Genomic DNA, 12,440 nt, shown 5'->3' with positions numbered 1-12,440 from the left:
GGAATGTACGTGAGTCAGACAGTGGAAACATTATTTTCTATTTTTGATTCTTCTGCGGTAGTTTTACGTAAAGAATTAGATGTAACATATTTAGAGGCGCTTGTAGAAACAGGGGATAACTTGTTTGAAGGAGCGATTTTACAAGAGGAATTATCCGAATCAGCAATTGAAAGGCTGAATCGTGAATATAGTACGTTTAATGAAGAAACATATAAAGGTGAAGAAATTCGTAAAGCATTTCAGTTAGCCATTCTAAAAGGAATGAAAGAAGGCGTACAAGCGAATCACGAAATGACGCCTGATGCAGTTGGTATGTTCATGAGCTACTTATTCCATAAATTTATGCAAGGGCAAAACGAAATTACTGTTTTAGATCCTGCAATTGGAACAGGTAATTTAATGACTACTGTATTTAATAGCGCCAAAGAAGAACTAGCAATGAGTGGATTTGGTGTAGAAGTGGATGAAGTGCTAATTAAACTTGCTTTAGTAAATGCGAATTTACAAAAGCATGCAATCGAATTCTTCCATCAAGATGGACTAGCGCCACTTTATATCGATCCAGTTGATGCAGTTATTTCAGACTTACCGATTGGTTATTATCCAAATGAGATCGGTGCAAGTGAATATAAGTTAAAAGCAGATGAAGGAATGTCGTATGCACATCACTTATTTATTGAACAAAGTGTGAAACATACGAAAGAAGGCGGATACTTATTCTTCTTAGTACCAAACTTCATTTTTGAAAGTGATCAAGCACCAAAATTACATGCATTTATTAAAGAAACATGTTTTATTCAAGGACTATTGCAACTACCTGTTTCCATGTTTAAAAACGAGAAAAATGCAAAAAGTATATTTGTTCTCCAAAAGAAAGGCCCTAGTGTAACGATGCCAAAACAGGCGTTATTAGTGGAGTTACCTAAATTCTCCAACATGAAGGCGATGGAGAACATTATGGACCGATTAAATACTTGGTTTGCAACGCATAAATAAGGCTAGGTATATGTAACAGGGTTAGTAATTCATGTAGTACAGTTTTATATGATATGTCATATTTTTAAATATATACAAGATTTAACTGAATTTTTTTGAAATCTGTAATATATTTTTTTTCTTGGTGTTACAATTTTTTCACTTGAAATATATGTCGTACGATGTTTAAATTAAAATCGTGAGTATAAAATTTGCTAATGATGAAACGTTTTCATATTTAGTAAATTTAATTAGATAAAATCGAGCGGTTTGTGGAAACATCCACACAACTACCAAGAGAAAAAGGGGCGAAAGACTAGATGTCAAAAATCATCGCGATTAACGCAGGAAGCTCTTCCTTAAAATTCCAATTATTTGAAATGCCAAGTGAAACAGTATTAACAAAAGGTTTAGTAGAACGTATCGGTTTAGAAGATAGTATCTTCACTATTACTGTAGATGGCGAAAAACAAAAAGAAATTACAAACATTCCAGATCACGCAGTAGCAGTTAATATGCTTCTTAAAAAATTAACTGAAAACGGAATCGTTAAATCTCTAGACGAGATTGGCGGTATCGGTCACCGTGTTGTTCACGGCGGCGAAAAATTTGCTGACTCTGTTTTAATTACTGATGAAGTATTAGCTGATATCGAAGAATTAAGCGATTTAGCACCACTTCATAACCCAGCAAACATTGTTGGTATTAAAGCATTCCAAGAAGTATTACCAAACGTACCAGCAGTAGCAGTATTCGATACAGCATTCCACCAAACAATGCCGGAATCTGCATTCCTATACAGCTTACCATATGAGTACTATGAAAAATTCGGCATCCGTAAATACGGTTTCCACGGAACTTCTCATAAATACGTAACTGAGCGTGCGGCTGAACTATTAGGTCGTCCACTTGAAAGCTTAAGCTTACTTTCTTGTCACTTAGGCAACGGTGCAAGTATCGCAGCAGTAGAAGGCGGTAAATCTATCGATACTTCTATGGGCTTCACTCCACTTGCTGGTGTAACAATGGGTACACGTTCTGGTAATCTTGACCCTGCGTTAATTCCATACATCATGGAAAAAACAGGCCAAACAGTAGAAGAAGTAGTTAATGTATTAAACAAGAAGAGTGGTATGTTAGGTCTTACTGGTTACTCTAGTGACCTACGTGACATTATTGCGAAAGAAGAAGAAGGCGACCACCGTGCGAAAGTAGCACTTGATGTATTCGTAAGCCGTATCCACAAATACATCGGTTCTTACACTGCTCGTATGAAAGGTGTAGACGCAATCATCTTCACAGCTGGTGTAGGGGAAAACAGTGCAATTATTCGTGAGCGCGTATTAGAAGGCCTTGAGTACATGGGCGTATACTTCGACGTAAAACGTAATAACGTATTTGGTGAAGAAGCATTCATCAGCTTCCCACACTCTCCAGTAAAAATTATCGTAATTCCAACTGACGAAGAAGTTATGATCGCTCGTGACGTACTACGTCTTGGAGATATTGGTTAATATACTATATGAAAAGAAAGACGAGATCCTATAGGATTTCGTCTTTTTTCTGTTGGAGATATTTCAAAATTCCATCTGGATATAGTGCTTTCTCTTTTTGAATGAATGCTGTAAAGGGAATCCATTTCGCATACGATACTGTTTGCTCATCTTGTATATTTATTTTTTCCATTTCATATAGTGATGTGTCTAATAAGCATAAAGAATATAGCTGAATGATTTCATGACCAATTTCCTCATCTAGCTGAAAGATGTTTTCTAAGCAGCCTAAATAATTGGTGATTTCCACTTCTGTATGAAGCTCTTCTTTAAATTCACGGATAACGGTATGTGCTGATTGTTCGCCAAGTTCAATTGAGCCGCCAAGAGGTCGGTAATACGTTTCATCGCCTGTATGATATTCTTGTACGAGAAGGCGACCGTGATGTGTGGCAAGACCGAATGCTTTTGCACGTGGATACATATAGAATCACTCCTTATTTATTTTGTATAAGGATGATTATAATGTATTGCTTGATAAAAAGTGTCGTGTATTTAAGCGTGCGGTCTAATTGAGATCCCATCAAATAAGTCATTCCAAAATCCTTCATTGTATTGGTATACATCCATAATAGGGCATTTTATAACGCAAATATTTTGTAATCCCCAATCTTCTTGGGTGACAGTTGTTACATCCGCAGGAATCAGTAATAGGACGGAGAATTTATGTTTGACTAGTTGAGATAAAATTTGTTCCAGAGATCGTGCTTCTTCGTATGTTCCTCCAGTCCGAATAAACAATATGGATTTTTCTATTTCAATTGTAGTTAGAAAACGAGTAATTCGATGCTCATAATTTAGCTTGATTTCTGAATAAGAAGGCCAAGAAGTTGGTGTGTTTACATCTGTTTTAAAATCGTGACAGGAGTCGATTTCATATAGGTTGTCCCTTAGTCTTAATTTGGCAGCATCATCCCAAAATGAGATGAAGGATAAGTTTTCGAAATGTAAAAAACGGTCAAATCGATTTTGTAATAATAAGTTCACTTTTTCTAATGAAGGGCTTAACATAAAATCAATAACGCCAAAAAATGGTGATAATCCGAATTGATATAACGCCCAAGCAGGCCAACAGTTTTGTCCTAAGCTGAATACGGCATTATATTCTTTTTTTATATTGGATAGATTCATGTGATTCATCTCATCCTTTTTGTTAATATTTTATGTCATTAAAAAATGGTATGTGAATGAAGATAGACAAGCAAATTTGCAAAGAATAAGCGGAAATATGTTACAATAGAAAAAAATCGAACGAGGTGGTTGTTACGATGCGATCGAAGCGAGAACAAGCCATTTTAGACAATATAAAAGAATGGGAATTGCAATTAGTTGAGCAAGAGGCGACTGATTTTCAAAAAATGTTTGATAAATGGGTACATAATACAATTGCAAAATTGCCTGAGAAAAAACGAAAAGATTTCTTTACGAAAGCAGATGGATGGCTCTTTCATTTGCATGCATTGATCCAAAGTTCACAATCACAGTTAGATGCGCGTAATCGTATTTTAGGAACATCGAGATTATTTGATGAATCGATTGAGCAACTAGAAGATTTGAAAGCATTATCTATTGATCAATTAACATACATAGCAGAGCAGCAAACAGCACGTCATCGCCTATATTCATTCGTGCAAGGCGGAGCAACGGGTGCTGGAGGTTTATTATTATTAACGGCTGATTTTCCGGTTATGATCGCATTAAATGTGAAGGCTGTCCAACTTATTGCAACGTCATTTGGGCATGATGTGAACAAGCCTTATGAAATGATGCTTGCATTAAAGGTATTTCATGCGTCATTACTACCAGGAAGACTTCAGCAATACGCATGGTACAATTTATTGCAAGAGCTAGAGCAAGAAGATTCATTCTTCTATGAAGGAGATGAAGCAGTGTTACAACCAGCTTCTACTGAAGTTGTGTTAAAACAAATTTTGAAAACATTTTCGATTTATGCTCTTCGTCGTAAATTATTCCAAGGTATTCCGGTAATTGGGATGGCAATTGGATCTACAGTGAATTATCGTTTAACAAGAAACGTTACTGAATTTGCCAATAGATTTTATCAAGTGCGCCACATAGTTGAAAAAGAAAAGAGAGCGTAAAAAAAAGCGAGAGGCCGAAGCCTTTCGCTTTTTAATTTGTTGCATGTTTTTTTGGCATTGGAACAGATACTGGTTGCTTTTCTGCTGTTTTTTCTGCTTTTGGATAATAAATTAAATCCAATGTTTTTGCCTGTACAGCAATCGAAAGAATAGTGAAAGCAATTTCTGTCCAATTTAAATAATATAATGAAAGCGCAAGAACAATCGCGTCAAAGACGAAGAAAATTTGCCCAATTGTAAAGCGAGTTCGTTTACTTATTACAATTGTTAAAATATCGTCTCCACCGGTTGCACCGCCAAATCGCAATATAAAACCGAGTCCAATACCAGCTAACGCACCGCCAACTATTGCAGCTACAAATAAATTATTTGATAAATCTACCGTAAATGGAGAATAATTTTCCATAAGAGAATAAAATACTCCGAATGAAATGGAACCTAGGAATGAATAACCAACCATTTTTCTACCTAAAAATGAAGCACACAGTAAAATAATTGGGATATCCATGATTACAGTTGAAATAGATGGTGAAATATCATAAAAATTTTGGATGAATAGTGCAATACCTACAAAGCCACCTTCTGTTAAGTGGTTTTGGAAGTGAATGTGATATAGCGCTGCTGCTAAAATAAATGAACCGATTAAAACCATAAAAACTTCTTTAATAATTTGTCGACTTTGGATGTTCCTCATCGTTATTCCTTCTTTCCGTAGTTAGTAGTCCTTTTTGTGTTGTAAACTAACTACGAGCTCACATGTAGCTTTCAGTTAGTTTACGAAAAAACTAACTACGCTATATGTCGCTGAAGAAATAACGAATAATCCTCTCGTCCATCAATTCTCCCTACCTTCGTTTTAGTTTAAGTCTTAAAAACGACTAAACAAAACGTGGAGTAGGATTCTTCATTTAGCAATCCTGCTCTTCTTTGTTTTGTTTAGTTAGTAACAATTAAGTCCTAAACAAAACGCTATGTGTAAGAAGAGTCTTTTTTTTGCCAAATTATCCTTCGGGCAATCATAATTTCCCCACTCTCGTATTTTTTTCGCTAGACTAAAGTATCTAAGCTGAAAAATACGCTACGTGTATGATTCGTCAATACGATGCCACATGCTCCTTCGAGCGATCATGATATCAAAATCCCTTCCTTCAAGATTTATATTATTATATCATACTTTCAAAAAATGTATGCGGATGGAAACCGACAATAAACGGAGGGAATCTACAAAAATTGTTATGTTTAAATATTTTTGTAGAAAAGCCTAAGTTATTTTGCGGAATTGGACAGTTTTTAACGGTTTGTCCAATAAGTAAGAAAAAATGAGTTTTATTCAGTTGTATTCTTTTCATCACTTTTATCTTTAAAAAACGCATCCCAGCTAATCACACTTAAAAAAGTTAAAGCGATAATAATGAAAGCGCGCATAAGCTTTAGACCTCCTTTTGCACATAGTATATGAATGATTCAATTCAGAATGTGTCATTTTTTTACAAGTCTTAACTATTATGAGAATATATTAATATAGATAGATAAAGGAGAGATTGAAGGTATGCTAAAAGACATGTTCAAAAGAAAAGAATTAACATGCGTTTCATGTCAGAAAAAGATTCAATATGAAGAAGAGCTAGTTGCTTTTGTGAAACTGCCTAAGGAGAGAAATCTGTTGGTAGGTCCATTTGATGTATGTTTGGCAAAAACAGCACAAGAGATATATTGTAAATCGTGTTACGACAAAAAAGCATGACCCAAAGTAATTGAGGGGCATGCTTTTTTCATTGGTGTGCTTTTCCCTCAGATACATTTTGAGTGAGTCGATACCAAAGCCAAAGGTCATTAATAATGGAAGCGAAATCGGCAATTTCTGAATTAAGTTTGCAAGAAATTTCGAAGTCTTCTTCGTTATTTAAATGATGTTGCTTTGCATTTATATAGTGTTCCAGTTCTTTTATACGATCAGGGATTCTCCCGCGAATTTGTTCCCATTTTAATAAAATCGCATGTTGCATTTTTTCGGGGATATCTTCCCAGTCTTCTTGTAAATGTGGAATTTCAATTCCTAGATGTTCATTGTATAAGAAATACTTTTCCATAAGTTCACCCCCGTTTTCCTGCTTATATTGTACATAAAAACAGAAAGAAGTTCGACGAAATTGTTTGAAAAAATTTGAAAATGACTCTTGATACATTTTGTAAAAGGTGTTAAAGTGTGAATTATTATAAAAGAAAATGAATATTTATTCTTTAGGGGGATGCAAAATGGAGAAGAAAAAAGTTGTATTAGCATATTCCGGAGGTCTTGATACTTCCGTCGCAATTAAATGGTTACAAGAGAAGAATTATGATATTATCGCGCTTTGTTTAGACTTAGGGGAAGGTAAAGACTTAGCATTTGTAAAAGAAAAGGCACTTTCAGTAGGTGCAATTAAATCATATATGATTGATGTTCAAGAAGAATTTGCAAATGAATATGCATTGATGGCGATGCAAGCACACACGTTATACGAAGGGAAATATCCTCTTGTCTCTGCATTATCTCGTCCGCTTATTGCGAAAAAATTAGTAGAAATCGCAGAACAAGAAGGAGCGACTGCAGTTGCACACGGATGTACAGGGAAAGGGAATGATCAAGTTCGTTTTGAAGTTTCTATTCAAGCGTTAAATCCTTACTTAGAAGTAATTGCACCTGTACGTGAATGGAAATGGTCACGTGAAGAAGAAATTGCCTATGCAAAAGAAAACGACGTACCGATTCCGATTAATTTAGATAGCCCGTTCTCGATCGATCAAAATTTATGGGGACGCAGTAATGAATGTGGAATTTTAGAAGATCCATGGGCAGCGCCGCCAGAAGATGCATATGAGATGACATTGGCATTAGAAGATACACCGAATAAACCAGAATTTGTAGAAATCGGGTTTGAAGCAGGCGTACCAACTACTTTAAATGGCACTGCATATCCACTTTCAGAATTAATTAAAACGTTAAATGCGCTTGCTGGAAAACATGGCGTTGGACGTATCGATCACGTAGAAAATCGCCTTGTTGGTATAAAATCGCGTGAAGTATACGAATGCCCAGCAGCAATGACATTAATTACGGCGCACAAGGAACTGGAAGATTTAACACTCGTAAAAGAAGTAGCGCATTTTAAACCGATGATTGAGCAGAAAATAACAGAACTTATTTATAACGGTTTATGGTTCTCTCCTTTAAAACAAGCGCTGAATGCTTTCTTACAAGAAACGCAAAAGAATGTAACAGGTACAGTGCGTGTGAAATTATTTAAAGGCCATGCGATTGTAGAAGGACGTAAATCTGAGTACTCTTTATACGATGAAAAGCTTGCAACATATACTGCCCAGGATGAATTTAATCATGATGCAGCAGTTGGATTCATCTCATTATTCGGTTTACCGACGAAAGTATACAGCCAAGTGAATCAAAAGAAGGTGGAAGCGTGAGCAAACTTTGGGGCGGACGTTTTACAGAAGAAGCGGAAGCGTGGGTTGAAGAGTTTGGAGCATCTATCTCCTTCGATCAACAATTAGTAAATCAAGATATAAAGGGTAGTATTGCACACGTAACGATGCTAGCAAAGCAAGGCATCGTTACGAAAGAAGAAGCAGAGAAAATAAAGGTAGGGCTTCAGTATTTATTAAAAGAAGCGAAACAAAATAAATTGCATTTTTCAGTTGAAGCTGAAGATATTCACTTAAACATTGAAAAAATGTTAATTGAACAAATCGGCGAAGTAGGAGGGAAACTTCATACAGGTCGAAGCCGTAATGATCAAGTAGCGACTGATATGCATTTATATTTAAAAGAAAAAGTAGAACATATTATAAAAGCTACAAAACAATTGCAAACGGTTCTTGTTCATCAAGCAGAAAATAACATTGAAACCATTATGCCTGGCTATACGCATTTGCAGCGTGCCCAGCCAATTTCATTTGCTCATCATATTCTCGCTTATTTTTGGATGTTAGAGCGTGATGTGAATCGTTATGAAGATTCGTTAAAGCGTATTAACGTGTCGCCATTAGGAGCAGGGGCGTTAGCTGGTACAACATTCCCGATTGACCGAGAATATAGTGCGGAGCTTCTTGGATTTAATGGAATCTATGAAAATAGTTTAGATGCAGTAAGCGATCGTGATTTCATACTGGAGTTCCTAAGTAACTCATCCATGCTCATGATGCACTTATCACGCTTTTGCGAAGAACTTATTTTATGGAGTAGCCAAGAGTTTCAATTTATTGAAATGAGCGATCAATACGCAACGGGAAGCAGTATTATGCCACAAAAGAAAAATCCAGATATGGCGGAACTTATTCGTGGTAAAACAGGCAGAGTGTACGGTAATTTATTTAGTTTACTTACAGTAATGAAAGGATTACCGCTCGCTTACAATAAAGACTTGCAAGAAGACAAAGAAGGAATGTTTGATACAGTAAAAACAGTAGAAGGCTGCCTTCATATTATGGCAGGCATGTTAGAGACGATGACTGTCAACAAAGAAAAGATGGGGCAAGCTGTAACGCAAGATTTCTCTAACGCAACAGAAATTGCTGACTACTTAGCAAGTAAAGGACTACCATTCCGTCAAGCGCATGAAATTGTTGGGAAGTTAGTGCTATACTGCACACAAAAAGGAATTTATTTATTAGATGTACCACTTGAAACGTATAAAGAAATGAGCTCGTTATTTGAAGAAGATTTGTATGAAGTTCTTTCGCCGTATGCAGCTGTAAAGCGTCGTAACAGTGCTGGCGGGACTGGATTTGAGCAAATTGAAAAAGCTTTGGAGAAGGCGAAAGGATTAGTTGGAGAGTTTGTAGGAAGTTAATTGATAGGAAAGAAGGTACGCTAATCTTGATGGAGATAAGCTTACCTTCTTTTTTTTATAGCCCCAAATTAATCATACTTATGTCGATCTTCCGTAATTCGAATATACTCAATATCCATCAAATCTCGCAGCAATGCACCATTACTTAGTTCCACGCCGTGTTTCTCTTTAAAATGAGTACGAATCATATCTAGCATTTCGAGTTCTTTCCCATTCACATCTAAAATAATACGTTCAGAATCATCCATGTAGCATCCTCCTTTTTTAAACATATATATTTTGTCCGTCTATTTCTAAAAAATGTATGTTAACCTAAAGTTAGGAAATAAGAAAGGGATGGAAAATGAGACGTATTTATTTTGTAGGGTAACTAACTGTTACGATTTATTTAACCAATTATAACGAAAGTTAATTAAATATATCAGTAAGCCCTGCTAGTCAAGTAATTGGCTAGTAGTGAGGGTTAACTGCGGGCAATCCCTAAAGCTGATTGAACTACAACGTGGCTAGAAATAGCGAGCGTGAATGTCGCGAAAGCAGAAAAAATCAATCAGATGATGCAAGGTTAAATCCTAAACATTAGAACAATGGGTCTTCCGCCTCGAATCATCTAAGTCAAAATGGATAAGATGAACGTTCAACGACTATCTCGTATAACTGACGAGAGTACATCACAAGCCTATGGTGGTGGAAAAATCCTCTATCTTTAAGTAGATAAACATATAGTCTGCGCTCATGTGAAAACATGAGAAGTTCATAAGAGAACTGGCTAAGGAATTGCGCCCTTAGTTGAACGAGATAAATTTAATTAAATCTATCAAGTCTCATTGAATCTACCGAACCTATGCATGATGATAAATGCAATGAGGTGAGAATAATAATGAAATTTTCACGAGTTAGTCAAGTATCAGAATTAACAGGTTTGCATCCGAGTAGTCTAAGGAGAATGCTGGTGGAACACGCTACGATTCAGAAGAACAAATCTTTCATTAAAGGAGTTACATTCTGATGATATTGGCGAAGAAAGTCAGACTAATTCCGACGCCTGAACAAGAAAAAGTGCTTAGAGACCATGCTGGCGCTGCAAGATTCGCTTATAACTATTGTAAAAGAATGAGTGATAGATACTATAAGCTATTTGGAAAATCTGTTTCACAGTTAGCTTTACAGAAACGATTTACAAAGATCAAGAAGCGAAAGAGATATGAGTGGTTAAAATACATCAATGCACAAGTTCCCAGACAGGCCTCAAAAGATTTTGATACGGCGAGAAAACATTCGTTCAAAAAGTACAAAAATGGTTATCACACTTCTTATAAATCCAAAAAAGATTTAATCCAAGGATTTTATGCCAATTATGAAAGACTGATTATAGGAAAGAAAGTAGTTCATATTCAGTCCATTGGGGAAGTGAAAACAAGCCAACAACTACCAAGAAACAAAAAAACATCCAATCCAAGAGTTACCTTTGATGGTCATCACTGGTGGATTAGTGTAGGGTTCCAAGAAGACTTTGAAGCACAAGAATTAACCGATGAGTCGATTGGTGTGGGTTTTGGTTTAAAAGAGCTGTTTGTAGCTTCTAATGGTATGAAAGAACGAAATATAAACAAAGATGCTAAGGTTAAAAAACTTTTGAAAAGGAAAAAGTCAGCGCAAAGAGATATGTCTAGGAGATTTAAAAAAGGTGTAAAAATTCAATCTGCTGGATATGAAAAAGCGAAAGCTGAGCACCTGCGGTTATCTAGGAAAATTACGAATATCCGAAATAACCATATCCATCAAGCAACAGCTAAATTGGTGAAAACCAATGAGGATGGTTGTGGAAGACTTATCTATCTCAAACCTGTTAAAAAACAAAAGACTATCGAAAGCATTTTCATTTCAAAAATTAAACTTCTTCTTTCAATGTTTATCATACAAGTGTGAGAAGTACGGCATTGAGTATGTAAAAGCTGATAAATGGTTCGCTTCAAGCAAGATTTGTTCATGTTGCGGAGTTAAATACGACCATTCAGTTCAACCAGAAGGACAGTGGAGTTTAAAGATTCGTGAATGGGACTGTGTTGGGTGCAATAGCCATCACGATAGGGATATAAATGCTGCGATAAATTTATCAAGATGGGTAAAATAAATGCTTGATAATAGGAGGTAACGATATTGCCTCGTGTGGAGTGTTATACCCCTCGTCCCTTTGGGGCTGCGAGAACACGATGGAGCACTAACTTGTGTAAATTTGATTGAATTGTATAGATTTAGTTAAGTTTATCGTATCGGTTAATTTTGTACACGCTAATTGTATTACACGTTGCATTCCCAAATATCTTTTCATTTGAGGATGTAGAAATAGTACACATCGGGATATTTATCTTTATTCTATTTGTAGTAGATTGCTGTATTTCGATATGGCTTTCGAAAAGAAAACATGTACAAGATAAAAAAGAAATGGAACGAAAAAAGAGAAAACGTTCATTTTGGATGATGACGTACTGTTTATCTTTAGTGCTTATTGCTGCTTTTTTTAGTGAACATATTCCATTAGAAAGATTAAATATTGGATTTGGAGCGTTCGTATTTGCATACTATTTTTTCATGCACTTTCTTCCTTATATGAAAGAAAAGCGAGGAGAAGAGGAAGATCCGCTTGTAGGAGAAACGAGAGAACAAGAGCATAAGAGAATAGAAGAAGACATAAAGAAGCTCGGGGAACAAAAATGGTATTTGAAATCAAAAATCATATATGTTCTTTGCTTTATTACGCCGCCAATTGGCTATTTGTATGTTTTCTTATTTCGTAAAAAAATGACAGAAGATGCAAAGCAATCTTATTTAACGGTAGCTACGATCATGATGGCACTGTGGTCCTTAAAATTTCTTCCGCCTTATGTATTAGCAATTACTGTTGTTATTGTGGCTTGTCTTGTATTTATAGTAAAATATGTGAAATAAAAAACACCAAGCCC

13 protein-coding genes and 1 pseudogene are annotated in these 12,440 nt (G+C 35.8%); 9 read left to right on the top strand and 5 right to left on the bottom strand.

Going from position 1 to position 12,440, the window contains the following annotated elements:
• The first annotated feature begins 9 nt into the window (after positions 1-9).
• Together ACQVV1_RS20560 and ackA are read left to right on the top strand one after the other, a co-directional pair.
• Entirely contained in the window at positions 10-996 is a 987-nt protein-coding gene (locus ACQVV1_RS20560; RefSeq protein WP_431169444.1) for a class I SAM-dependent methyltransferase, read from the top strand.
• 299 nt (positions 997-1,295) lie between these two features.
• A complete protein-coding gene (ackA, locus tag ACQVV1_RS20555) occupies positions 1,296-2,489 on the top strand; it encodes an acetate kinase (RefSeq protein WP_000034570.1) in 1,194 nt (397 codons plus the stop codon).
• A gap of 28 nt (positions 2,490-2,517) precedes the next feature.
• Here ackA and ACQVV1_RS20550 read toward each other — a convergent pair whose 3' ends face one another.
• Both ACQVV1_RS20550 and ACQVV1_RS20545 read right to left on the bottom strand, forming a co-directional pair.
• Positions 2,518-2,952, bottom strand: a complete 435-nt coding sequence (locus ACQVV1_RS20550) for an NUDIX hydrolase (RefSeq protein WP_431169442.1) — start codon at positions 2,950-2,952, stop codon at positions 2,518-2,520.
• A 71-nt stretch (positions 2,953-3,023) separates the two neighbouring features.
• A complete protein-coding gene (locus ACQVV1_RS20545; RefSeq protein ID WP_063222493.1) occupies positions 3,024-3,659 on the bottom strand; it encodes a DUF1796 family putative cysteine peptidase in 636 nt (211 codons plus the stop codon).
• A gap of 137 nt (positions 3,660-3,796) precedes the next feature.
• Here ACQVV1_RS20545 and ACQVV1_RS20540 point away from each other — a divergent pair, with 137 nt between their 5' ends.
• Positions 3,797-4,630, top strand: a complete 834-nt coding sequence (locus ACQVV1_RS20540; protein WP_060632529.1) for an EcsC family protein — start codon at positions 3,797-3,799, stop codon at positions 4,628-4,630.
• Between the two features lie 31 nt (positions 4,631-4,661).
• Here the strand turns inward: ACQVV1_RS20540 and ACQVV1_RS20535 are convergent, their stop codons facing one another.
• On the bottom strand, positions 4,662-5,324 hold the full coding sequence (locus ACQVV1_RS20535) for a YitT family protein (RefSeq protein ID WP_242252501.1): 663 nt from the start codon (positions 5,322-5,324) through the stop codon (positions 4,662-4,664).
• A gap of 855 nt (positions 5,325-6,179) precedes the next feature.
• Between ACQVV1_RS20535 and ACQVV1_RS20530 the strand changes: the two genes are divergently transcribed.
• The gene (locus ACQVV1_RS20530; protein ID WP_060632527.1) at positions 6,180-6,374 is read left to right on the top strand and encodes a hypothetical protein; all 195 of its coding nucleotides are present in this window, start codon (positions 6,180-6,182) and stop codon (positions 6,372-6,374) included.
• A gap of 28 nt (positions 6,375-6,402) precedes the next feature.
• Here the strand turns inward: ACQVV1_RS20530 and ACQVV1_RS20525 are convergent, their stop codons facing one another.
• A complete protein-coding gene (locus ACQVV1_RS20525) occupies positions 6,403-6,720 on the bottom strand; it encodes a hypothetical protein (protein ID WP_063222496.1) in 318 nt (105 codons plus the stop codon).
• Positions 6,721-6,886: 166 nt separating this feature from the next.
• On the opposite strand from ACQVV1_RS20525, the gene ACQVV1_RS20520 reads away from it, so the two are divergent.
• Complete coding sequence (locus ACQVV1_RS20520) at positions 6,887-8,092, top strand: argininosuccinate synthase (RefSeq protein WP_042512163.1); 1,206 nt, start codon at positions 6,887-6,889, stop codon at positions 8,090-8,092.
• Complete coding sequence (gene argH / locus ACQVV1_RS20515) at positions 8,089-9,477, top strand: argininosuccinate lyase (RefSeq protein WP_309259413.1); 1,389 nt, start codon at positions 8,089-8,091, stop codon at positions 9,475-9,477. Before ACQVV1_RS20520 ends, argH begins: the two co-directional genes overlap by 4 nt.
• A 68-nt stretch (positions 9,478-9,545) precedes the next feature.
• Here argH and ACQVV1_RS20510 read toward each other — a convergent pair whose 3' ends face one another.
• Positions 9,546-9,725 (bottom strand): hypothetical protein, encoded by a 180-nt coding sequence (locus tag ACQVV1_RS20510; protein WP_029440113.1) that lies wholly within the window; start codon positions 9,723-9,725, stop codon positions 9,546-9,548.
• Between the two features lie 632 nt (positions 9,726-10,357).
• On the opposite strand from ACQVV1_RS20510, the gene ACQVV1_RS20505 reads away from it, so the two are divergent.
• The 3 genes and pseudogenes from ACQVV1_RS20505 (at position 10,358) to ACQVV1_RS20495 (ending at position 12,426) form a co-directional block, all read left to right on the top strand.
• Positions 10,358-10,486 (top strand): hypothetical protein, encoded by a 129-nt coding sequence (locus ACQVV1_RS20505; protein ID WP_000672785.1) that lies wholly within the window; start codon positions 10,358-10,360, stop codon positions 10,484-10,486.
• Positions 10,486-11,611, top strand: a pseudogene (locus ACQVV1_RS20500) (RNA-guided endonuclease InsQ/TnpB family protein). The gene ACQVV1_RS20505 and the pseudogene ACQVV1_RS20500 overlap by 1 nt, the downstream one beginning before the upstream one ends.
• A gap of 149 nt (positions 11,612-11,760) precedes the next feature.
• A complete protein-coding gene (locus tag ACQVV1_RS20495) occupies positions 11,761-12,426 on the top strand; it encodes a hypothetical protein (protein ID WP_309259412.1) in 666 nt (221 codons plus the stop codon).
• Positions 12,427-12,440 lie beyond the last annotated feature (14 nt).

Source organism: Bacillus basilensis (genome assembly GCF_050630465.1).
Lineage (GTDB): Bacteria > Bacillota > Bacilli > Bacillales > Bacillaceae_G > Bacillus_A > Bacillus_A basilensis.
The sequence above is the reverse complement of the archived record's forward strand: the minus strand, read 5'-3'. Positions and strand labels throughout refer to the sequence as shown.

Coding starts and splice junctions, on each gene's coding strand:
- ackA (WP_000034570.1), top strand. CDS start 1,296: ATGTCAAAAATCATCGCGATTAACGCAGGAAGCTCTTCCTTAAAATTC.
- ACQVV1_RS20550 (WP_431169442.1), bottom strand. CDS start 2,952: ATGTATCCACGTGCAAAAGCATTCGGTCTTGCCACACATCACGGTCGC.
- ACQVV1_RS20545 (WP_063222493.1), bottom strand. CDS start 3,659: ATGAATCTATCCAATATAAAAAAAGAATATAATGCCGTATTCAGCTTA.
- ACQVV1_RS20540 (WP_060632529.1), top strand. CDS start 3,797: ATGCGATCGAAGCGAGAACAAGCCATTTTAGACAATATAAAAGAATGG.
- ACQVV1_RS20535 (WP_242252501.1), bottom strand. CDS start 5,324: ATGAGGAACATCCAAAGTCGACAAATTATTAAAGAAGTTTTTATGGTT.
- ACQVV1_RS20530 (WP_060632527.1), top strand. CDS start 6,180: ATGCTAAAAGACATGTTCAAAAGAAAAGAATTAACATGCGTTTCATGT.
- ACQVV1_RS20525 (WP_063222496.1), bottom strand. CDS start 6,720: ATGGAAAAGTATTTCTTATACAATGAACATCTAGGAATTGAAATTCCA.
- ACQVV1_RS20520 (WP_042512163.1), top strand. CDS start 6,887: ATGGAGAAGAAAAAAGTTGTATTAGCATATTCCGGAGGTCTTGATACT.
- ACQVV1_RS20510 (WP_029440113.1), bottom strand. CDS start 9,725: ATGGATGATTCTGAACGTATTATTTTAGATGTGAATGGGAAAGAACTC.
- ACQVV1_RS20505 (WP_000672785.1), top strand. CDS start 10,358: ATGAAATTTTCACGAGTTAGTCAAGTATCAGAATTAACAGGTTTGCAT.